At 73.4% G+C, this 19606-nt stretch carries 21 protein-coding genes and 1 tRNA gene; 9 read left to right on the top strand and 13 right to left on the bottom strand.

What is annotated here, in order from left to right; translation table 11 throughout:
• A complete protein-coding gene (locus tag ACIRRH_RS25480) occupies nt 1–1161 on the top strand; it encodes a thiolase family protein (RefSeq protein ID WP_403071626.1) in 1161 nt (386 codons plus the stop codon).
• A complete protein-coding gene (locus tag ACIRRH_RS25475) occupies nt 1158–1568 on the top strand; it encodes a Zn-ribbon domain-containing OB-fold protein (RefSeq protein ID WP_403071623.1) in 411 nt (136 codons plus the stop codon). The genes ACIRRH_RS25480 and ACIRRH_RS25475 overlap by 4 nt, the downstream gene beginning before the upstream one ends.
• On the opposite strand, the gene ACIRRH_RS25470 is transcribed toward ACIRRH_RS25475, so the two are convergent.
• A complete protein-coding gene (locus ACIRRH_RS25470) occupies nt 1537–2265 on the bottom strand; it encodes a hypothetical protein (protein ID WP_403071620.1) in 729 nt (242 codons plus the stop codon). The genes ACIRRH_RS25475 and ACIRRH_RS25470 overlap by 32 nt on opposite strands.
• Nucleotides 2262–3563, bottom strand: coding sequence for a phenylacetate--CoA ligase family protein (locus ACIRRH_RS25465; protein ID WP_403071617.1), 1302 nt, complete (start codon nt 3561–3563; stop codon nt 2262–2264). Before ACIRRH_RS25465 ends, ACIRRH_RS25470 begins: the two co-directional genes overlap by 4 nt.
• A gap of 100 nt (nt 3564–3663) precedes the next feature.
• On the opposite strand from ACIRRH_RS25465, the gene ACIRRH_RS25460 reads away from it, so the two are divergent.
• Nucleotides 3664–4266, top strand: coding sequence for a nuclear transport factor 2 family protein (locus ACIRRH_RS25460; RefSeq protein ID WP_403071615.1), 603 nt, complete (start codon nt 3664–3666; stop codon nt 4264–4266).
• Entirely contained in the window at nt 4266–5030 is a 765-nt protein-coding gene (locus ACIRRH_RS25455; protein WP_403071612.1) for an SDR family NAD(P)-dependent oxidoreductase, read from the top strand. The genes ACIRRH_RS25460 and ACIRRH_RS25455 overlap by 1 nt, the downstream gene beginning before the upstream one ends.
• Here ACIRRH_RS25455 and ACIRRH_RS25450 read toward each other — a convergent pair.
• Entirely contained in the window at nt 4996–6390 is a 1395-nt protein-coding gene (locus ACIRRH_RS25450) for a family 1 glycosylhydrolase (RefSeq protein WP_403071609.1), read from the bottom strand. The genes ACIRRH_RS25455 and ACIRRH_RS25450 overlap by 35 nt on opposite strands.
• A gap of 1209 nt (nt 6391–7599) precedes the next feature.
• Between ACIRRH_RS25450 and ACIRRH_RS25445 the strand changes: the two genes are divergently transcribed.
• A complete protein-coding gene (locus tag ACIRRH_RS25445) occupies nt 7600–8301 on the top strand; it encodes a hypothetical protein (protein ID WP_403071606.1) in 702 nt (233 codons plus the stop codon).
• A gap of 25 nt (nt 8302–8326) precedes the next feature.
• Here the strand turns inward: ACIRRH_RS25445 and ACIRRH_RS25440 are convergent, their stop codons facing one another.
• The 3 genes from ACIRRH_RS25440 to ACIRRH_RS25430 form a co-directional block, all read right to left on the bottom strand.
• A complete protein-coding gene (locus ACIRRH_RS25440; protein ID WP_403071604.1) occupies nt 8327–8710 on the bottom strand; it encodes a hypothetical protein in 384 nt (127 codons plus the stop codon).
• A gap of 329 nt (nt 8711–9039) precedes the next feature.
• A tRNA-Lys gene (locus tag ACIRRH_RS25435) sits at nt 9040–9112 on the bottom strand.
• 45 nt (nt 9113–9157) lie between these two features.
• Nucleotides 9158–9955 carry a DNA polymerase beta superfamily protein gene (locus ACIRRH_RS25430; protein ID WP_403071602.1) on the bottom strand — a complete coding sequence of 266 codons (798 nt, stop codon included), beginning with the start codon at nt 9953–9955 and terminating at the stop codon, nt 9158–9160.
• A gap of 203 nt (nt 9956–10158) precedes the next feature.
• Here ACIRRH_RS25430 and ACIRRH_RS25425 point away from each other — a divergent pair, with 203 nt between their 5' ends.
• Both ACIRRH_RS25425 and ACIRRH_RS25420 read left to right on the top strand, forming a co-directional pair.
• Nucleotides 10159–10920: an SDR family oxidoreductase gene (locus ACIRRH_RS25425; protein ID WP_403071600.1), complete on the top strand. Its 762-nt coding sequence runs from the start codon at nt 10159–10161 to the stop codon at nt 10918–10920.
• A gap of 204 nt (nt 10921–11124) precedes the next feature.
• Nucleotides 11125–11820: a tyrosine-protein phosphatase gene (locus tag ACIRRH_RS25420; protein WP_403071598.1), complete on the top strand. Its 696-nt coding sequence runs from the start codon at nt 11125–11127 to the stop codon at nt 11818–11820.
• Nucleotides 11821–11827: 7 nt separating this feature from the next.
• On the opposite strand, the gene ACIRRH_RS25415 is transcribed toward ACIRRH_RS25420, so the two are convergent.
• The gene (locus ACIRRH_RS25415) at nt 11828–12346 is read right to left on the bottom strand and encodes an RICIN domain-containing protein (RefSeq protein ID WP_403071596.1); all 519 of its coding nucleotides are present in this window, start codon (nt 12344–12346) and stop codon (nt 11828–11830) included.
• Between the two features lie 68 nt (nt 12347–12414).
• Here ACIRRH_RS25415 and ACIRRH_RS25410 point away from each other — a divergent pair, with 68 nt between their 5' ends.
• Nucleotides 12415–13509: a hypothetical protein gene (locus ACIRRH_RS25410; RefSeq protein WP_403071593.1), complete on the top strand. Its 1095-nt coding sequence runs from the start codon at nt 12415–12417 to the stop codon at nt 13507–13509.
• A gap of 73 nt (nt 13510–13582) precedes the next feature.
• Nucleotides 13583–13918 carry a hypothetical protein gene (locus ACIRRH_RS25405; RefSeq protein WP_403071590.1) on the top strand — a complete coding sequence of 112 codons (336 nt, stop codon included), beginning with the start codon at nt 13583–13585 and terminating at the stop codon, nt 13916–13918.
• 54 nt (nt 13919–13972) lie between these two features.
• On the opposite strand, the gene ACIRRH_RS25400 is transcribed toward ACIRRH_RS25405, so the two are convergent.
• The 6 genes from ACIRRH_RS25400 to crcB (ACIRRH_RS25375) form a co-directional block, all read right to left on the bottom strand.
• Complete coding sequence (locus tag ACIRRH_RS25400) at nt 13973–14806, bottom strand: TIGR02452 family protein (RefSeq protein WP_403071587.1); 834 nt, start codon at nt 14804–14806, stop codon at nt 13973–13975.
• Between the two features lie 187 nt (nt 14807–14993).
• Complete coding sequence (locus tag ACIRRH_RS25395) at nt 14994–17243, bottom strand: DEAD/DEAH box helicase (RefSeq protein ID WP_403071584.1); 2250 nt, start codon at nt 17241–17243, stop codon at nt 14994–14996.
• A 195-nt stretch (nt 17244–17438) separates the two neighbouring features.
• Nucleotides 17439–18161: a hypothetical protein gene (locus ACIRRH_RS25390; protein ID WP_403071581.1), complete on the bottom strand. Its 723-nt coding sequence runs from the start codon at nt 18159–18161 to the stop codon at nt 17439–17441.
• Nucleotides 18162–18297: 136 nt separating this feature from the next.
• Nucleotides 18298–18672 carry a fluoride efflux transporter CrcB gene (gene crcB / locus ACIRRH_RS25385; protein WP_403071578.1) on the bottom strand — a complete coding sequence of 125 codons (375 nt, stop codon included), beginning with the start codon at nt 18670–18672 and terminating at the stop codon, nt 18298–18300.
• On the bottom strand, nt 18669–19052 hold the full coding sequence (locus ACIRRH_RS25380; protein ID WP_403071575.1) for a DUF190 domain-containing protein: 384 nt from the start codon (nt 19050–19052) through the stop codon (nt 18669–18671). The genes crcB (ACIRRH_RS25385) and ACIRRH_RS25380 overlap by 4 nt, the downstream gene beginning before the upstream one ends.
• Nucleotides 19049–19567 carry a fluoride efflux transporter CrcB gene (gene crcB, locus ACIRRH_RS25375; protein ID WP_403071572.1) on the bottom strand — a complete coding sequence of 173 codons (519 nt, stop codon included), beginning with the start codon at nt 19565–19567 and terminating at the stop codon, nt 19049–19051. Before crcB (ACIRRH_RS25375) ends, ACIRRH_RS25380 begins: the two co-directional genes overlap by 4 nt.
• Between the last annotated feature and the right edge of the window lie 39 nt (nt 19568–19606).

Genomic DNA, 19606 nt, shown 5'->3' with positions numbered 1-19606 from the left:
ATGGACCCCAGGCAACCCGTCATCGTCGGGGTCCACGCCACGGAACAGGCACTGTCCCTGCCCCACCGCACCGCGGCCGACCTCGCCCTGGAGGCCGCCCGGCAGGCCGTCGCCGACGCGGGTCTGACGCCCGCCGACGTCGACGGGGCCCAGCTCGACTGGCCGGGCCCCGGCGGGGCCGCCGACGACGGCAGCTCCTGGGCCCGGCTGTTCGGCGGTGAGCTCCGCTGGACCAGCGACGCCATGATGGACAACGCCGGTGTCCGCGGGCTGCTCAAGGCGTCCGCGGCCGTCCGGGCCGGCTACGCGGACACCGTGGTGGTGGGCGGCTGCCGGCTGGTCTCCCGGGGGCCGGACAACAACCCGGTCGGTGCCGGGCGCCCGCTGGAGTTCACCGACGTGTGGGGCGCCTACGTCGTCCCGCAGTTCGCGCTCGTTGCCGCACGCCACATGCACGAGTTCGGGACCACGCCGCGCCAGCTGGCGGAGGTGGCGGCGGTCATCCGGAACAACGGCTCGAAGAACCCCGAGGCCATGATGTACGGCCGCGGCCCCTACACCGCCGAGTCCGTCCTGGCCTCCCGGATGATCTCCGCACCGCTGCGCCTGCTCGACTGCTGCATCGTGGGCGAGGGCGGCGCCGCCTTCGTCGTGACCACCGCCGAGCGGGCCGTGGACCTGCCGCACTCGCCGGTGGCCGTCCTGGCCGGATCGATGGAGTACCGGCAGGCGGCGTACGTCAACCCCGCGCTCTACCGGGAGGTCGGGCAGATCGGGCGGGCGGCCGCCGAGCGCAGCTACGCCCGGGCGGGCGTCTGCGCCCGGGACATCGGTGTGTTCTCGCTCTACGACTCGAACTCCTTCGAGGTGATACGGCAGTTGGAGACGCTGGGCCTGTGCGCGGAGGGCGAGGGAGGGCCGCTGGCCGCCGGCGGTGCGATCACCCCGGACGGCAGCCACCCGGTCAATCCGGACGGCGGATGCCTGTCCTACGCGTGGAACGGCACGCAGCAGCTGACCCTCCGCGTGATCGAGGCGGTGCGCCAGCTGCGCGGCACCGCCGTGAACCAGGTGCCGGGCACCGAGCTGGCCGTCGTCGCTAACGCGGGGTCCGGTGCCCAGCACTACGAGATGTGCGTCCTTGGAAGGGCTTGCCGATGACCCGACCGGTTCCGTTGCCCAGCTCGCTGTCCCGGCCCTTCTGGGAGGCCGCCCGCCGCGGCGAGCTGGTACTGCCCCGCTGCTCCGCGTGCGGGCTGCGGTTCTTCACGCCCGAGCCGGCCTGCCCGCACTGCTGGTCCGGCACCTGGACGTACGAGCGCAGCGCGGGCCGCGGCACGGTGTACTCGGTGACGGCGGTCCACCGGGCGCCCGGCCCCGGCTTCGAGGCACCGTACGCGCTCGCCGTGATCGAACTGGACGAGGGGGTCACGATGCTCAGCCACGTGGTCGGGCTCCCGGCGGACGAGGTGACGATCGGGATGCGGGTCGCGGTGCACTTCCAGCCGCTGACCGATGACATCACCCTGCCGTGCTTCAGTCCTGATCGAGCGGAAGCCTCGGCCTGACCAGCACCCTGGGGTCGTCGCTGCCGCAGCCGCACCGGTCGGTGAGCACGGTGCCGTAGAGGCCCAGGCCCGTTTCGGGGAGCGAGCACCTCCGAACGGGCCTGGACGACAGGTAGAGGCGGCCCCGGCGGGCGCCGACCCACCACTGGGCCCCGTTCAGGTGGGCTCCCGGGTTGGTGGGGCACTCCACCAGCAGGGTCGGCCCGAAGGGCGCCAGTACGCCGGTGGCGACCCCCGCCGCCCGGAGCTCCGGCGCCGCGTCCAGGCGCCCCAGCACGATCGGGGTCGCCCCGAACAGCTCCGCCAGGTCCTCCTGCTCGGCCAGCGCCCGGACGGTGTCGGCGGTGATCCCCAGCACCGCGTCCGGCTGGAGCTCGCGCTGGAACACCAGCGTCCGGCGCCAGTCCTGGCCGAAGGTCTCGGCCACCGCATAGGTGACACCGAGCTGCTTCAGCGCGCCGATGACCGGGAGGAACCAGGCCCCCTCGTGCCCCGAGAAGGACAGCACCACGCGCTTGCCCCGGCCGAGGCCCCAGGCGCCCAGGCGTTCCCTGGCCCAGTCGGTGTCCTGGGCGAGGTCGTCCCAGCCGACCTCGAAGTCCTCCGTGACCCCGTTGGCCGTGAAGCTCGCGAGGTACGCCGTCTCCGGCCGTTCCAGCTCGCGGGCCAGCTCCAGCGTTCCGCTCCGTACCGTCATGACCTCACCACTCGCGTCAGTTTGCCCACGCCGCTGGACGCGGCCATCAGCTCTTCCTCTGTCCGCAGTTCGAGCACCGGCGTGACTCCCGTGTGTGCGTGGATGCCGGCCACCAGCCGGTCGTGGAGATCCGATTCCCGGGTGTCCGCGACCGGCACGTAGCCGACCCGCACGACGAGCGTCTCGACGTCCCGCTGCGGGCGCACGATCTGGAACATCCCGCCCGCGGACTCCGGCTGGGCCTCGACCGCCCGGCCGATGTCGTGCAGCGTCACCGGGCGTCCGCGCACCAGGGTCTCGTCCCCGCGGCGGCCCACCACCCGCATCCGGCTGTGGGTGCGCCCGCACCCGCACCGGCTGCGGTCCATCCGCACCAGGTCCTCGCTCCGGTAGCGGATCAGCGGCGACACCGGGTTGTCGAGGTCGGTGGCCACCAGCTCCCCGATCTCGCCCGCCGCGACCTCCTCGTCGCCGTCCGGCTCCAGGCACTCGGCCAGGACCATGTCCTCCCACAGGTGGAAGCCGGCGTGCTCCCGGCACTCCCAGGCCGTACCGGTGTCGGCGGCACTGGTGTACTCGAACAGCTCGATGCCCCAGTCCTCCCGCACCGTCCGACGCATCCGCGGGCTCAGCGGCAGGCCGGCGAACGCCACGCCCTTGAGGCAGGAGAACACCTCCCTGAGGTCGTGCTCGCCGGCCAGGTGGCTCAGCTCGACCACCTGCGCGTAGGTCAGCTGGATGTAGGCGGGCCGGTGGCGGCGCACGGCGTCGAGGACGTCGGCCATCCGGCCGGGGCCCGAGTCGATGCAGATGACCGTCAGCCCGAGGGCGTGGTAGGAGAAGTCCAGCAGGTTGCGGATCGTCCCCGGCTGGCTCAGCACCCGGTCACCGGGCCGCAGACCGAGCTCCCAGAGGTCGCGGACGGTGCCCGCGGGAAGGGGCGGGCACTCGTCCCAGACCTCGGCGAAGAAGCTCGGCACACCGGTCGTCCCCGAGCTCGAGGTGACCGAGGTGAGGTCGGCCCGATCCACGCAGAGCAGGCCGCCGAAGGGGTCGCCGGTGCGCGCCCGGTGGCTGCGCACCTGGTCCTTCGTGATGAACGGGATACGCCGGCGGAAGTCCTCGATGGTCCTGATCCGGCGCGGATGGACCCCGTGGGCGTCCCAGAGCTCCCGGTAGAACGAGGAGAACTCGTAGGCACGGGAAACCAGTTCGAGAACGCGCTGCTCCTGGTGGGCCAGCAGCTCCTCCCGCGGCACGGTCTCGGCCCCACGGTCGAAGTATCTCCGGTCGGGCATAGCGGTCCTCCCGACTTCATGGTCGTTGAATAAGCGCAATGAGTTAACTATATTAGATGTTAGGCTCGGATGGGAGCCAGGGTCGCGAGGGAGGACGGTCATGGCGACGGAAGAGGTCCTGGCGCGCCTCGAACGCGTCGAGGCCCAGCTGGAGATCCAGCAGCTGGCCGTCCGCTACGCCCAGGCGATCGACGCCCGCGACCTGGACGCCTGGCTGACGTGCTTCCGCCCGGACGTCGACATGGGCCGGGCGGGCACCGGGCGGGAAGTGCTGCGCAGCCGGATCGAGCCACTGGCCCGCACCTTCCGGCGGTCGGTGCACCACATCACCGGCCACCGGATCGAGCCGGTCTCCTCCGACCGGGCCCGCGGAGCGGTCTACTGCCGGGCCGAGCACGAGGTCGGGGACCGCTGGATCACCATGTCCATCTGCTACTTCGACGACTACGTCCGGCTCGACGGCCGGTGGTACTTCTCGCGCCGCCGCGAACGGCACTGGTACTCGGCGGACGTCCCGGACCGCCCGCAGGACGTCGACTACACCGCCTGGAGCCAGGCGGGCCGGCCCGACCTCCCCGAGGCGTTCCCCAGCTGGGAGCCCTTCTGGGCCGCGGATCCGGCCACCGCCGCCGCACCCGGCGACGAGCCCACCGGCGTCGATGAGCCCATCGACGCCCGCCCCGGAGACAGGAGCACGAGCTGATGAACGACGGACCGCGCTTGGCAGGCAGGACGGCCCTGGTCACCGGCGGCGGCCAGGGCATCGGACGGGGCATCGCCCTGGCGCTCGCCGCCGAGGGCGCCCACGTCGTGGTGACCGGACGGACCGGGGCCACCCTCGACGCGGTGGTGACCGAGATCGAGGAGCGCGGCGGACGCGGCCACGCCGTGACGGGTGACGTCGGCGTGCGCGCGGACGTGGACGGCTGGGTCGAGCAGGCCGTCGCCACCTTCGGCCGCCTGGACGTCCTCGTCAACAACGCCCAGTCGCTGGTCCAACGCCCGCTCGCCGAGACCAGCCTGGAGGACGTCGAACTCGCCTACCGGAGCGGGCCACTGGGCGCCTTCCACACGATGCAGGCCGCGCTCGCCCCGCTGCGCGAGCGCGGCGGGAGCATCGTCAACCTGGCCTCCTCGGCCGCCCTGGTCGGCCAGGAGGGCTTCGCCTCCTACGCGATGGCGAAGGAAGCGATCCGCGGACTGACCAGGGTCGCGTCCCGGGAGTGGGGCCGTTACGGCATCCGGGTGAACGCGATCTGCCCGGTGGCCCTCAGCCCCGGCGCGGCCGCGTACTTCGAAGCGCACCCGGAGGCCCACGACAAGGTGGTCTCGGAGATCCCCCTCGGACGGCTGGGAGACCCGGTGGACGACATCGGCCGGGCCGTGGTCGCCCTCGCCTCGGACGACATGCGCTACCTCACCGGCGCCACGCTCATGCTGGAAGGCGGTCGGACACTGCTGGGCTGACGTCAAGGGCGAAGCCCTTGGGACATCGCCGGCCGACGGCTTCGAACCTCCTGGGCCACGACTCCGGGACCTCGGGCCTGGGGTGCACCCCGCCCCCGCCGTCCGCCACCGAGTACAGCCTGGAGTAGCGCTGCTTGAAGTCCAGGTTGTCGAAGACCGACCAGTACTCGTAGCCCTTGATGTCCATCCCGCTCTCCATGCTGCGGGCGAGCCAGGACAGCTTCGCGGCCAGCAGGCTCCGGCGGCGGGCGGCATCGGGCGCGCCGTCGGGGCCCAGGATCTCCTGGTCCTGCAGGCCGTGGTCGGTGATGTACAGCGGCGGGAGCAGGTCCCCGTACATCCCGTCCAGCGCGGCCAGTCCGTCCGCGAGCGCCTCCGGCACGATCGACCAGCCGTACGACGTGGACTCGACGTCCGGGAACGGCACCATGGCGAAGTCGAGTCGGGCCAGCAGGCGGTTGAGTTCCGCCAGTGCGTGGAAGGGCTCCAGCTTCTCCGCCATCCCGGGAAGGTTCTCCGTCGCCGTGACACAGTGCGGGGCGTGCCACGAGAGGCCGACGAAGTCCTGTCGGGCGGCAATGGCTTCCAGGTCCCCGGGGCGCACACAACCCGTCTGCTCGACGGGGCACTCCCCCTCGTCCGAGACCATGTGCCGTCCGAGCAGCAGGGGGTCGAGGAAGATGCCGTTCCCCCAGAGTTCGAGCCGCTCGGCAGCGAGCCGGTCCCACGGGTCGTCCGTGGCGGGGTACCCCACCACGAGTGAGGTGGTCAGTCCGGCCGGCCCGTGGGCGCCGGCCGCCCTCAGGGCCTCCCTGGCCAGGGCGTGGGCCAACAGGGCGTGATGAACGGTCACCAGTCCGGACCGGCCACGGCCCCGGGTGACGTCGAACATCCCCGCCACCCGGTCGGCCAGCGTCGGGGCCGCGATGTCGTTGATGGTGACCCAGCGCTCGACCCGGTCCCCGAACCGCCGGCCGATCTCGGCGGCGTAGTCGGCGAAGCGGAACACACTGTCCCGGACCAGCCAGCCCTGCTGATCGTCGAGCCAGGCGGGCAGATCCATGTGCGACAGGTTCACGCACGGCTTGAATCCGCGCTCCAGAAGCTCGTCGAGAGCGCGGTCGCACCGGCTCAGGGCCGCGGCATCCCAGCTTCCCGGTCCATCCGGTTGAATTTCGGGCCAGCCGAGCGAGACTCGTCGCGATAACACCGGCGCGCCGACGACCTCGCGTATGTCGTCGACCCAACGCCCGGGACGGAAACTGCCGTTCTCGCGATTATCGGCAGTCGCGAGAGTGCGCCACGTCGCGCATCCCCAGCTCAACTCTCGCAGGCGTCCCGCATTGACAAGCTCATTCATCCCGGCCCCCGATCATGACGCAAGCCCCCCCGAGGAGTTCACTTCATCTCACGATATGATCAACTCACTGTCAAGTAGATACTGCTACTTGAGCATCCCCTGAGCCTTGGCGCGGGTTGGGGACGAACTGGTTTCGGCCATCGGCGAAACGTTGAAATTTGAATCACGTTCGGAACCTCGGCGCGGACCGGTCCGGTCGACTCCTCCGGCCGGCACGACGGGACCGGGCACACAGCCCCTGACCGAGAGGTCCACCATCGCGCCGACGAGCCCGCCCGAGGCCCTGCACCGCGCCCCGGCCACCGCCATCCGCCCGGGGGACGCCGAAGCCCGGCCCGGCTTGGCCGCATTCATGACAACTGCCCCCATGGTCGGCCCCCCTTACCGACCGGCTCGCGAGAGGCTAAGCCCAGCTCCTTCACCCAGTCAAGCACTGGCCTCCGACAACCTCCCGAATAATCGATTTCACAGCCGGCCGGCCCGATCGAACGCCTTCAGGGGAAAGCCCGTCGCACCGACTACAGGCCTGAGATCCCGATTCCGTCAATGCCGGTCGGACACCACCGCCAACCCGATTCCCGGTCTCCTTCCGCGGGCCGCCGGCGGGATTTCGATCGGGCACGCCCGGCGTCACGGAATGGGATCCGGACATTCGACGCGCGGATCATCCATGAGCACCCACCCGGAACCCGGCGGCTCCGGATCCGGCCTCGGATCGCCCGGCCCGGGCAGGTGGTGCGGCGGATCGACGAACCTGCGCAGGCGGTCCCGGAGCCGAATCCGCGGCGGGCCGACGCACCGGCACCGGCCGGGTGTCCGAACCACGCCGCCCTGGTCAGGCAGGGCACGAAACTCCTGCGGCTGAGTGACAAGGGTGCGGCTCCCCGAGGATGTTCGCGATGTGATGAGCCGACTCCTCTTAACTTCTTCTGGCACTCGGCTGTGTCGCACAGCAGGCGGATGCCTGCGTCCGCCGCCCATGGAGGTCATCGGATGAATCTTCGACCCTGGGTTGCAGCGTCGCTGGCAGGCGCGGCTATCGCCCTTGCGCCTCCGCCTTCGGGCGTCGCTGCGCAGGCGTCCACACGGCACGCGTCCGGCTCCCCATGGCTCCGGGAGGGGGACGAGGACGGGGACCGGGACCGCGACCGCGACCGCGACCGCGACCGCCACAATCCGTGGCGCCGCTGCCACAGTGCCCGCCGTGTCGTGCTCATCGACAAGAACCTCAGGGCGATTCTGATCAACGGCCGGCACGGGCCGGAGGCTCTCGTTCTCCAGGGGGACCAGTCATCCCCGACCGCGCCGCCGGAAGCCGTATGGAACAGCTTCACTGTTTCGACCTACCTGGACGTGAATTACCCCACCCAGACCACCGACCGGTATCAACTCAAGATTCGCGGCTTTTTCAGGAAGCACCCGGTCTTCGTGGTGAAGGCCTTCGACCGCCACGAGCGGGTCTTCCCCTTCCCGGCCACCCACTGCATCGACGACTACGACCACCCCGACGGTGACCGCGGTGACCATGCCCGTCCGCACGATGGTGAAGCTGCCGAGGGGGATGGCTCGTCCGGCACCCCGTCACCCCAGGCGTCCGGCGCCCCGTCGCCCGAGGGAGGCGACCAGCATGGAAACGGCCGGCCTGCGCCGGAGACTCCCGCCTCCGGGGGCACCGGCCTCCCTCTTCCGCCTGACGGTGCGGCTGCCGGCAGCAGCGCCGGTCGTCCGAGCGCGAAGCGCGTCGGGATCGCGGCCGGCGGCCTGTTGATGCTTCTGGGAGTGCCGGCCACGGCCTGGCTCCACCGGCGTCGCCGGCAGCGTGCCACTCGGCCGGAGCAGGAACCGACGACACCTTCGGCCACTGACGTCGCGTCACCTCAGGAGCCTGACACGCCGCCGACCCAGCCGTAGAACGCAGTCCTCCCGGCGGAACCGGTCAGGAGGAACTGCTGCTTTCGGTGGGTTCCGGCGTGGCCGAGGAGCTCGGGCGGGGGTCGTGGGGGCAGATCCGGTCAGGGTTCTTGATCCCGAAGCTCAGGCCCCACTCCTTGTCACAGCCGCCCCAGTAGATTTCCACCCAGCCACAGTAGGGGCCACCGTAGCTCTGACAGGGGCGCACTGAGCCCTGCGGGCCCGGATTCGTGGAGAGTGGCCAGGACGATCCGGCCTTGCTCCACGAGGTGCCGGAGGCGCTGACCATGCGGACCCGCGTGGCATCGGAACCGTGGGACATCCGGTCCATGAAGAAGAGGGGCAGGCCGAAGGCCGAGGCGCAAGCCGCGACCGTTGCAGCAACGAGAGCGCAGCGGGTCAGGCGCATGACTGTTCCTCCTGGCTTTGTGGTCTGTGGCAGGTGTGGACGGACTCTGCGCACGAATGCCGCTGCTGTGAGCGCCGGAGTTGAACGTATGGTCTGGAAAACTCCCCGGCAGTCGGCAAACCGCCGATCAGGCAGCCTTGCTCCGCTTCTTCACTCGAAGGGTCTCGCCCCTTGGGACGCCGCGGCACTCCACGGTCACGCTCACGTCCGAGCCGTCGGGCTCACTTCGGGCTCACCTGCACCCGGGAAAGCGAGAGCGCCCCGCCCGGCAGAACCGAGTCGGGGCGCTGAGTCGCAGGTCAGCGGGGGGAGGACCGCCTCCGAAAGAGTGGGCCACCAGGGGCTCGAACCCTGAACCTACGGATTAAAAGTCCGCAGCTCTGCCAATTGAGCTAGTGGCCCGCGGCCCTTGCGCCCGCGGTGCCGGGTGGAAGGACCACGGCGATCCTACCCGGTGGGACCCAGGGCTCCGCCAGTGGATTGCGCGGGCGCACCGGGCGTGTGGAGCGGGCCTTGAGGCGGGGTGTAGTGGGCGGCGCGGACGCGGCGGAGCCAGGCCTCGACGGGGCGCGGGTCGGGGGCGGCGGGCAGGACGCCGGGGCCGGTGAGGCGGTCGGCGGCGTCGGCGAGCAGGCCCTCCGCGAGGGCGGGGCGGTCGGCGATGCGTTCGCCGAGTTCGCGGATGCGTTCGGGGTCGGGCAGCCGGATCAGGTTGCGGCCGGTCTCGTGCAGGCGGACGGCCTGCTCGACCAGCCGGACCAGGTGCCGGGCGTGCTTGGCGGCCCGGCGACGGGTGGCCGGGTCGGTGGTGTCGCGGGTCAGCAGCTTGCGGAACTGCTGGTCGGCGTAGCCGAGGTACGCCTTCCGGACGGCCGGCGCGCTGAGGAAGGCCGCACGCAGGCCGACCAGTTCGTCGCCGAGCGGGGTGCGGACCTCGTACAGCTCGTCCGGCAGCCAGACCAGTTCGGAGGCGGTCGGGTTGCAGCTCAGCGCCAGCCGGCACCACTTGGCGGCCTCGTGCAGGGTGAGGTCGGGCGCGGCGCTGACGTGGGACTCGGCCGGGCGGTGCAGGCCGTGCAACTCCTCCGTGGGGGTGGCGAACAGGCCCAGCCGGTCGAGGTCGGAGCCGGCGTGGGCGAAGCCGTACGCGGTGGAGCCGACGATGCCCGAGAGCAGGACCGTGCCGGGAACGGGAGGAACAGGAGGAACGGAAGCTACGGCGGGAACGGCGGGAACCGTGGACATCGGCGGACTCCTCTCGTACGGACGGGCGGGCACCGCATCCTCGTCCGGGCATCCTCGCCGGAGCGGGCCGCGCCGGGCGAGCGAATTCCGCTCCGGGGCCGGCCCGGCCGCCGGTACCGGGCCATGAGGCACGACCCTGACCGCGGCCCTGCGGGCGGCCGCCGCGGGCGTCCACGGCCGGACCGCCGGGTAGCGTACCGGGCATGTCGACCACTCCCACCGACGAGGTCCTGATCGTCACCGGCGCCGGGCGCGGCATCGGTGCCGCCACCGCCCTGCTGGCCGCCCGCCGCGGCTACCGGGTCTGTGTCAACTACCGTACGGACGAAGCCGCGGCGTCCTCCGTCGTCGACGAGATCCGGGCCGGGGGCGGCACCGCACTCGCGGTCCGCGCCGACGTCACCCGCACCGCCGAGGTGGAACGGCTGTTCAGTACCGTGGACGACGAACTCGGCCCGCTCACCGGGCTGGTGAACAACGCCGGCACGCTGGAGAAGCAGTGCCGGCTGGAGGAGATCGACGAGGACCGGCTGAACCGGATCTGGGCCGCCAACATCACCGGCCCGTTCCTGTGCGCGGCCCAGGCCGTCCGCCGGATGTCCACCCGGCACGGCGGGCGCGGCGGCGCCATCGTCAACGTCGGCTCGGCCGCCTCCCGGATCGGCTCGCCGAACGAGTACGTCGACTACGCGGCCGCCAAGGGCGCCGTCGACTCGATGACCCGCGGCCTCGCCCTGGAGGTCGCCGCCGAGGGCATCCGGGTCAACGCGGTGCGGCCGGGGCTGATCCACACCGGCATCCACGCGCTCGGCGGGGAGCCCGGCCGGGTCGACCGGGTCGCGCCCGGCCTGCCGATGGGCCGCGGCGGGCAGCCGGAGGAGGTCGCCGAGGCGATCCTCTTCCTGCTCTCCCCGGCGGCCTCGTACACCACCGGGGCGTTCCTGGAGGTCTCGGGCGGGCGCTGAGCAGCCGGTTCCGCCCCGGCGCGGGCGGGTTCCGGACGGTGTCGCCCCGGCGGGGGCGGGTTCCGGACGGTGTCGCCCCGCCGGGGGCGGGTTCCGGACGGTGTCGCCCCGCCGGGGGCGGGTTCCGGACGGTGTCGCCCCGCCGGGCGGCCGACGTCGCATCTTTCCTTCCGCCCGCCCGTCCCCGCCCGTACGGTGGTGGCCATGACCGACGCCTTCATCGACATCCCCGGTGTGCGCAACTTCCGTGACGCGGGCGGGATCGGCGCCCTCCGCCGGGGCGTGCTGTACCGCTCCGGGTCCTTCCACACCCTCACCGAGGAGGGCGCCCGGCGGCTCAAGTCCCTCGGGCTGCGGACGGTGATCGACCTGCGCAGCGAGTTCGAGCTGGACGTCTGGCCGGACCAGCGGTACGACCTCGACCACGAGACCCTCGGTCTGCCGACCCTGCCCCCGCACCCCAAGGGCAGCGACCGGCCGTGGCCCGAGGACCAGGCCGCCCTCTACCCCTTCATGGCCTCGACCGCCGGCCCCTCGCTCGCCGCCGTCGTCCGCCGCCTCGCCGCACCGCAGTCGCTGGCCGCCGTCGTCCACTGCGCCGTCGGCAAGGACCGCACCGGGCTCACCATCGCCGTCCTCCAGTCCCTGCTGGGCGCCTCCGAAGCCGAGATCACCGCCGACTTCCTGCTCTCCAACATCGGCCTCGGCCTCGACAAGGGCCCCACCCCGTACGTCGACGAGACCGGCACCGAGCGCCTCTCCCGTCCGGTCGACGCCGAACTCCTCGTCTCCTCCCTCGCCTGGATCCACGACCGCCACGGCACGATCCCCGGCTACCTCCACCACCACGGCGCGACGGAGGCCGAAGTCGAAGCCGTCCGCGCCAACCTCGCGAACTGACTGGGCTTCAGCTCTCCCGGCGCTCGAAGCGCCACCACTGGGTCGGGGCGTCGACGTCCTCGCGCTGGTGGACGTCGGCCTCCGGGGTGTCGCCCGCCGTCAGGGGCTTGCCGCTGACGAAGCTGGTGACCGTGTAGGTGCCCGGGGCATCGACGTGGGCCTCCAGCAGCCACTCCTGGGCACCGAAGGCGTTGGCCGACCACTGCTGGATCCGGACGCCGTCGTCCGTCGAGGCGCCGGTGACGTCCAGGCGCTTGCCGCTGCCGGCGTTCTCGATGTGGAACAGCGCGCCGCCCGGGTGGACGGCGGTGAGGCGCCAGAGCTGGGCGTCGCTGCCGTCGTCCGTGCCGAGGACGATCCGGGCGCCGCTGCGGCGGGAGGCGTCGGCGACCTGCAGCAGCAGGCCGCTGCCGACGTTGCGGACGAGGTAGCTGCCGTCGGTGATCGCGGAGTTGGTCACGGTCGAAGTCTGCCACCGGGCACCGACAGGGCCGGTCCCGGTCGCCGCCGCCGACGCCGCCCCCACCGGGCCGCCCCGGCCGGGAAACGGAGGCGTTTTCCACCGGACCGGTTCCGCCCCCTATGCTGCGGCGAATGTCCACCGAGCAGATACCGTCGCACCGTCAACAGCCCACGTTCTCCGAAGCCGTGGCCGCCCTGGAGGCCGTGGTCGCGGCCGGGGACGACGAGCAGTTCGGGCCCGCCCTCGGGCTGGTCGGCGGGCTGTTCGGCGCGGCCGACCCGGCGGAGCGGGTGGCGGCCGGTCCCCGGCTGGCCGCGCTGCTGCCGGACGCCCCGCCGTTCCCCCGCGCGCACCTGGCCATGGTGGTGGGCGCCTGCGTGGAGCACGGCGCCGACCCGGTCGCCTGCTCCGGCCCGGTGCTGGCCGGGCTGCGCGGGGCGCTGACCGGCGCGCAGCTGCTGGTGCGGCGCTGGGTCTCCACCGGCGGCGGCCCGCTGCCCAGCGCGGAGGAGGACGATCCCGCCGAGGCGCACGAGCGGATCGCCGACCCGGCGCACCTGGACGAGTGGCACGCCCACCTCGCCGTGGTCGCCTGGTGGACGCTGCACCTGTGGCAGCAGGCGGCCTGGGCGGTGTACGCGCACGCGGAGGTCCGGGCCGAGGCCCGCGCCTCGGGCGTGACCGAGGTGATCCTGGAGCTGTTCGACCGCTACCAGGGCGAGCAGCACGACTTCAAGGGCCTGGTCCACCTGGCGCTGATGCTGGACGACGAGCCGCTGCTGGTGCTCGACCGCCCCACCGGCACCGGCTACCTGCTGCGGATGAGCGGCCTGAGCGACACCTTCCAGCTGCACACCCTGCTCGCCGACGTGCTGATCGGCGGCGGCCACCTGCCCGGTACCCCGCAGGACCGGGAGGTGGTGGCGCTGGCCCGGACGGCGTTCCTGGACGGCCGCCGGGTGATCGCCACCGGCGCCTTCAACCTGGTCGCTCCGGACGGCTCCTGGATCTGGAACGAGGGGACGCCGAGCGACGTCCCGGTGGTGGACGGCGTGCGCACCCTGGTGCTGGAGCCGCTGCCGTACGAGCGGAGCTGGTCGGCCGGGCGGTTCATCCAGGAGGTCCCGGGCGACCTGCGGCTGGAGCGGGTGCTCGACCCGGCGGAGGCCGCCCGCCGGCTGGCCGCCACGGTGCCGGGGCAGACGCCCGCCGAGGCGTTCCGGTAGAGGCCCCGGCGGCCCCGTCCGTTCGCCGGGTTATGGTCGGAAACGGACACAGCCCCGAGGAGTGGAGTCGACGATGGCGAAGGTCCCGAACGTGCTCGCGGCCGCCGCGCCCGCCGCGCTGACCGCGGCGAGCGGTCTGGTCGGCGGCTACGGCGCCGCCCGCTGGAGCGGCCGGCGCGAACTGGGCGGCGCGGTGCTGGCGGTGGCCGGCGCCGGAGCGGCCGTGCAATGGCGCCGGAGCTCGGGCACGGGCACCGCGGCGGCACTGACCGGCCTGTACGTCGCCGCGTTCGGCGGCTCGCACCCGCTGGCGAAGCGGATCGGCGCCTGGCCGTCCGTCTTCGCCGTGACCGGCGTGGTCGCGGCGGCCTCCACGGCCGCGACGGCGCTCTCCGCCCGCAGGAGGTAACCGGCTGCCGGGCGGGAGGAGCAGCCGGCTGGCGGACCTGGGGGAGGCAGCCGGCTACCGGACCGCCGCACCGAACCGGGCCTCGAAGGCGGCCCGGTTCGCCGAGACGGGCGAACGGTCCCAGAGCGCGAACACCACCCGCTCGAAGGCCGCCCCGTACCGGGCCAGTGCCCCCTCGAAGGCCTCGGCGACCTGCGCGGGGTCGTTGCGGAACACCCCGCAGCCCCAGGCTCCGAGCACCAGCGTGCGCACCTCGTGCCGGGCGGCCGCCGCGAGCACCCGCACGGCCCGCTCGGCGAGCACGCCCCGGACGTCCGTACCGGGCGAACGCCGTTCCAGCTGACCGGCGTTGGGCGCGGGGGAGGTCAGGAAGGTGACCGGGTACGGCTGCGCCAGCAGCTCGCCGCGCCCGTCCCGGATCACCGGCACCGCCGGGGAGACGATCACCCGGTGGCTGTACCGGAGGTCGGTGGAGGCCCGGTGCGCCTCGTAGTAGTCCGGCGCCTCCAGCAGGCAGCTGTACAGCAGCGCGCTGCGGCACAGGTCCTCCTCCTGGGCGCGGGCGCCGCGCAGGTAGCCGCCGCCGGGGTTGCGCGCGGAGGCGAAGTTCAGCACCCCGACCGGCCCCGCCCCGGCCTCGACCAGCCGGCGGGCGGCCTGGATGCTCCCCTCGGCCGTCACCTCGATCCGCCCGTCCGCGGGCCCCGGCCCGCGGTCCCCCGCGGCCAGCAGCGCGTCCAGCCGCTCCGGCGCGTACGACACCGTGCCGGCCTTCGACGCCGTCAGCTCCTCCCCCACCCGCACGAGTTCGCCCCCGGTCGTCCGGTAGCTCCCCCGCTCGACGATCTCCTCGTTCACCCGTGCCACGTCGTGCAGTCTGCTGCTCATGGCCGCGACGCTACGGGACTACCGCGCCCGCGCGCCACAGGTTATTCTCACTCCCAGAACAACACCTCTGGGGGGCACCGCCAGGTGTCGAGGGGTGTCGGGGGAACGCGAAGGGCCCGCTCCGGGGGACGGAGCGGGCCCTTCGTACGTTCAGCCGGGTCGGCGGTCGACTACCGCCCGAACGGCGTCAGTTCTTCCAGCGCGGCTTGCGGTCGTCGCGGTCGAAGCCACCGGAGCGGCGGTCGTCGCGGTCGCGGCCGCCGCCGAAGCCGCCACGGTCACGGTTGAAGCCACCGCGGTCGGACTGCGGACGGCCGCCGGAGCGGTGGTCGTCGCGGCGCGAGAACGGACGGCTGCTGCCGCCGCGCTCGTCACGGTCCCGGCCGAAGGACGGGCGGTCACCGAAGGTGCGGGCCGGACGGTCGCCGAAGGAGCGGCCGCCGCGGTCGTCGCGGTCACGGTTGAAGCCACCGCGGTCACGGTCGAAGCCACCCGAGCGGCGGTCGTCGCGGTCACGGCCGCCGGCGAAGCCGCCACGGTCACGGTTGAAGCCACCGCGGTCACGGTCGAAGCCACCCGAGCGACGGTCGTCGCGGTCACGGCCGCCGCCGAAGCCGCCACGGTCACGGTTGAAGCCACCGCGGTCGGACTGCGGACGGCCGCCGGAGCGGTGGTCGTCGCGGTCACGGTCACGGCCACCGCCGAAGCCACCCGAACGGCGGTCGTCGCGGTCGCGGTCCCGGTCACGGTCGCGGCCGAAGCCGCCCGAACGACGGTCGTCACGGTCACGGTCACGGTCGCGGTCACGGTCACGGCCGAAGGCCGGACGCTCGCTGCGCGCCTCGCGGTACGACGGGGCGCGCTCCTCGGTCTGCGGCGCGGCGACGGCCTCGGCGGCCGGAGCGGCCTCGGTCGCGGCCGACTCGCCGGACTCGGCCTCGGCGGCCGGCGCCTCGTCCTCGATGCCCAGCTCGGCCCGCTCGCGCGCCGCCCGGGCGGCCAGACGGTCGGCCTCCTCGCGCAGCTCGGTGGCGCGGCGCTGCGCGCGCTCCAGCTGGCGGGTCATGTCGGCGATCTCGCGCTCGGCGGCACCGGCGATGTTGGCGGCGCTCTCCGCCTGGACCTCGGTCAGCGAACGGGCGCCGGTGATCTTGGCGACCTCCGCGTCGAAGGCGTGGTCCAGGATGTGGCGCGAGGCGTCGACGCCCGCGTCCTCCATCAGGCGGAAGACGCCGCGGCGCTGGTGCGGCAGCACCAGGGTGACGACGGCGCCGGAGCGGCCGGCCCGCGCGGTGCGGCCGGAGCGGTGCAGGTAGTCCTTGTGGTCGCCGGCCGGGTCCACGTTCAGGACCAGGTCGATGCCGTCGACGTGGATGCCGCGGGCGGCGACGTCGGTGGCGACGACGACGTTGGTGTAGCCGTCCTTGAAGTCGCCGAGGACGCGGGTGCGGGCGCCCTGGGTCATGCCGCCGTGCAGCGCGTCGGCCTTCACGCCGGCCTCGATCAGCTGCTCGGCGACGCGGTCGGCGCCCATCTGGGTGCGGACGAAGATGATCGTGCGGCCCTTGCGGGCGGCGATCGCGTTGGTGATCGGCGCCTTGTCCTTGGGCTTCACCACGAGGATGTGGTGGGTCATGGTGGTGACGGCGCCGGCCGACGGGTCGACCTCGTGGGTGACCGGGTTCTTCAGGTAGCGCTTGACCAGAGTGTCGATCTCGTTCTCCAGGGTGGCGGAGAACAGCAGGCGCTGGCCGCCGGCCGGCACCTGGTCGAGGATCTCGGTGACCTCGGGCAGGAAGCCCATGTCGGCCATCTGGTCGGCCTCGTCGAGCACGACGGTCTTGACGTCGTCCAGCTTCGCGGAGCCGCGGTTCAGAAGGTCGCGCAGACGGCCGGGGGTGGCGACGAGGATGTCGACGCCGCGCTCCAGCGCGTAGATCTGGTTCGACATCGAGGTGCCGCCGCAGACCACCTTGAGGCGCAGGCCGAGCACCGAGCCGAACGGCTCCAGGGCGTCGGCGACCTGCATGGCCAGCTCACGGGTCGGGACCAGGATCAGGCCGCGCGGGTGCTTCGGCTTGGTGCGCTCGCCGTCGGCGAGACGGGTCAGCAGCGGCAGGCCGAAGCTGAGGGTCTTGCCGGAGCCGGTGCGGCCACGGCCCAGCACGTCCTTGCCGGCCAGGGCGTCCGGGATGGTCGCGGCCTGGATCGGGAACGGGGTGGTGACGCCGCGCTTGGCGAGGGCGCGCACGACGTCGTCGTGCAGGCCCAGGTCGCCGAAGGTGACGGTGGGCTCGGCGGCCGCCTCCTCGGTGGCCTCCACGGCCTCGGCGATCACCTCGTCCGGGGCGGTGTCGATGGTGTCGGTGGTGTCGGTGACATCGGCGGCGGCCTCGTTCGCGGGCATGGCGAAGCGGGCGTCGTCAACGAGAGACATGCAAAACCTTCCGGAAGTGGCACGCGCCAAAGTCCGGGGTTCTGTTTCACAACCGCCTCTATGCGGTCAGCCACGGATCGCCGGAACGCGCCAAGGGCGCCAGGTGGGATTAGGGCGCCAGTCAAATGGATCAAACGAACGATCTACCACCATAGACGAGCCTCGGGATCGGAGGCAAACCCCCTGCTCAACCCGCTAATGCCCGGCCGCGCGAGGACTCGGGGCCGAGGAACCGGAGCTGCCGGGGGACGGGTCCGGGGCCGGTGGGACGGTCGCGGCGGGCGAGCTGTGCTCGGGCGCGGGGGTGCTCGACGGGCGGCTGCTCGGGGTGACCGAGGGCGTCCCGGCCGAACCGCCGGAGCGGCCCTCCCCGGTGCCGCCCGCCCCACCGGCGCCGCCGGAGCCCGCCGTGCCGCCGGACCCTCCCGGCCCGCCACCCGGGTGCGGCACGGGGCTGGTGTTCGCACCGCCCGCCGAATCGCCGCCAGGCCCGCCGTCGGGAGCGCCAGACCCCGGCACCGGGACCACCCCGGCCACCGCGCCGTTCGCCCCTGCGGCCGCATCGCCGGGCACCGTGGCGGTGGCCCCGTTCGCCCCGCCCTCGCCCTGGAGGCCCCCCGACCGCTCCGGGTGCCCCGAGGCCCCGCCCGGGTGCCCGGCGCCCGGCGAGGCCGAGGGCCCGCCCGTCGCCCCCGGCCGGGCCGCCGGACCGGCCTGCCCGACCGGCGCCACGCCGTGCTTCTCCTCCGCCGCCGGACCGACCGACATGCACCCGGTCAGCCCGAGCCCGGCCACCGTCAGCAGCGCCGCCGCGCGTACCGCGCGCGGGACCGCCACCTCCCGCCCCGGAGCCGTACGCACCGCGGCCATCCGCACCCGCACCGCCCGCACCGCCCGTGCCGCCCGTACCGAAGCCACTGAAGGTCCCTCTCTACCGCCCCACCCGGGCCGCCCATTCGCGCGCGACCGCTTTCGGTGCCCAACGCGCGCCCGGCCCGGCGGGACACGGGCAGCGCGCAAGCTCGCCCGGCGGGCCCGGCACTCCGGCGTCCGCTCAGCCCCAGAGCGCCGAGGCCAGCTCCGCGCCCGCGTACACCGCGGCCAGGCCTGCCACCACGCTGCCGGCCACGTTGGCCAGCGCGTACCGGCCGGCGCCGGTCTCGGCCAGCCGCAGGGTCTCGTACGAGAAGGTCGAGTAGGTGGTCAGCGCCCCGCACAGCCCCGTCCCCAGCAGCAGCTGGACCTTCGAGGAGGCCGCACCCGCCGCCACCGCGCCGGTCACCAGCCCGAGGATCAGGCAGCCGACCACGTTGACGGTGAACGTCCCCCACGGGAACACCGAGTCGTGCCGGGACTGCACCGCCCGGTCGGTCAGGTACCGCAGCGGCGCGCCGACCACCGCGCCGGCCACCACCAGCAGCCAGTTCACTCCGCCGTCTCCCCTCGGCCCGGACCCCGGCCCGGACGGCCCGAATCCCGGCCCGCGTAGGTCACGACCTCGCAGCGGTCCAGCAGCACCAGCCCCTCCGCCACCACCCCGTCCAGCTGCGGCAGGAACGCCCGCACCCGTTCCTCCTCGTCCACGATCACCACCGCCACCGGCAGGTCCTCGCTCAGCGACAGCAGCCGCGTGGTGTGCACCAACGACGAGGCACCGAACCCCTCGATCCCCCGGAACACGCTCGCCCCGGCCAGCCCGGCCTCCCGGGCCCGGTGCACGATCTCGCTGTACAGCGGGCGGTGGTGCCACCGGTCGCTCTCCCCGATCAGCACGGTCAGCCGCAGCGCCGGCCCGCCCAGCCGGTTCACCGCGCACCCCCGGCAGCGCCTCGCCCGGCCCCGCGGCGGACGGCCCGGTGGATCAGACGCCGGGTCAGCCCGGCCGCCGCCCACACCGCGAACAGCGCGCCCACCAGCGTCAGCCCGAGGTACGCCAGCGCGGGCCCGGGCCGGCCGCCCTCCAGCAGGCGTCGGATGTCCACCGCGTACGTCGAGAAGGTGGTGAACCCGCCCAGCACACCGGTGCCGAAGAACGGCCGCATCAGCGGATGCGCCTGACGCCCCTCGGTGATCACCACCAGGAACACCCCGATCACCGCGCAGCCCACCACGTTGACCAGCAGCGTCGTCCACGGGAAGGCCGTCGGCCCGGTCTGCCAGCCGAGCCCGGCCGCGTACCGCGCGGTCGCCCCGATCGCCCCGCCCGCCGCGACCACGGCCACCGCCCGCCCCTGCCCGCGCAGCACCGGCGGCCGGTTGCGGGCCGGGCCGTCCGCCGCGGTGCCGCCCGCGGCGTCGTCCACGGTGTCCTCCGAGGTCGTCATAGCCCCATCAAACACCGGCCTCCGCCACCTGGCACACCG

The sequence above is a fragment of the Kitasatospora sp. NPDC101235 genome (assembly GCF_044767505.1).
Classification (GTDB): Bacteria; Actinomycetota; Actinomycetes; order Streptomycetales; family Streptomycetaceae; genus Kitasatospora.
This window is presented reverse-complemented; position numbering and strand designations above follow the sequence as displayed.

Bases quoted from the DNA above. Each gene is read 5' to 3' on its own strand.
- ACIRRH_RS25475 (WP_403071623.1), top strand. From the start codon at position 1,158: ATGACCCGACCGGTTCCGTTGCCCAGCTCGCTGTCCCGGCCCTTCTGG.
- ACIRRH_RS25420 (WP_403071598.1), top strand. From the start codon at position 11,125: ATGACCGACGCCTTCATCGACATCCCCGGTGTGCGCAACTTCCGTGAC.
- ACIRRH_RS25395 (WP_403071584.1), bottom strand. From the start codon at position 17,243: ATGTCTCTCGTTGACGACGCCCGCTTCGCCATGCCCGCGAACGAGGCC.
- crcB (WP_403071572.1), bottom strand. From the start codon at position 19,567: ATGACGACCTCGGAGGACACCGTGGACGACGCCGCGGGCGGCACCGCG.
- ACIRRH_RS25455 (WP_403071612.1), top strand. From the start codon at position 4,266: ATGAACGACGGACCGCGCTTGGCAGGCAGGACGGCCCTGGTCACCGGC.
- ACIRRH_RS25405 (WP_403071590.1), top strand. From the start codon at position 13,583: ATGGCGAAGGTCCCGAACGTGCTCGCGGCCGCCGCGCCCGCCGCGCTG.
- ACIRRH_RS25480 (WP_403071626.1), top strand. From the start codon at position 1: ATGGACCCCAGGCAACCCGTCATCGTCGGGGTCCACGCCACGGAACAG.
- ACIRRH_RS25440 (WP_403071604.1), bottom strand. From the start codon at position 8,710: ATGCGCCTGACCCGCTGCGCTCTCGTTGCTGCAACGGTCGCGGCTTGC.
- ACIRRH_RS25460 (WP_403071615.1), top strand. From the start codon at position 3,664: ATGGCGACGGAAGAGGTCCTGGCGCGCCTCGAACGCGTCGAGGCCCAG.
- ACIRRH_RS25425 (WP_403071600.1), top strand. From the start codon at position 10,159: ATGTCGACCACTCCCACCGACGAGGTCCTGATCGTCACCGGCGCCGGG.
- ACIRRH_RS25430 (WP_403071602.1), bottom strand. From the start codon at position 9,955: ATGTCCACGGTTCCCGCCGTTCCCGCCGTAGCTTCCGTTCCTCCTGTT.
- ACIRRH_RS25470 (WP_403071620.1), bottom strand. From the start codon at position 2,265: ATGACGGTACGGAGCGGAACGCTGGAGCTGGCCCGCGAGCTGGAACGG.
- ACIRRH_RS25410 (WP_403071593.1), top strand. From the start codon at position 12,415: ATGTCCACCGAGCAGATACCGTCGCACCGTCAACAGCCCACGTTCTCC.
- ACIRRH_RS25400 (WP_403071587.1), bottom strand. From the start codon at position 14,806: ATGAGCAGCAGACTGCACGACGTGGCACGGGTGAACGAGGAGATCGTC.
- ACIRRH_RS25465 (WP_403071617.1), bottom strand. From the start codon at position 3,563: ATGCCCGACCGGAGATACTTCGACCGTGGGGCCGAGACCGTGCCGCGG.
- ACIRRH_RS25450 (WP_403071609.1), bottom strand. From the start codon at position 6,390: ATGAATGAGCTTGTCAATGCGGGACGCCTGCGAGAGTTGAGCTGGGGA.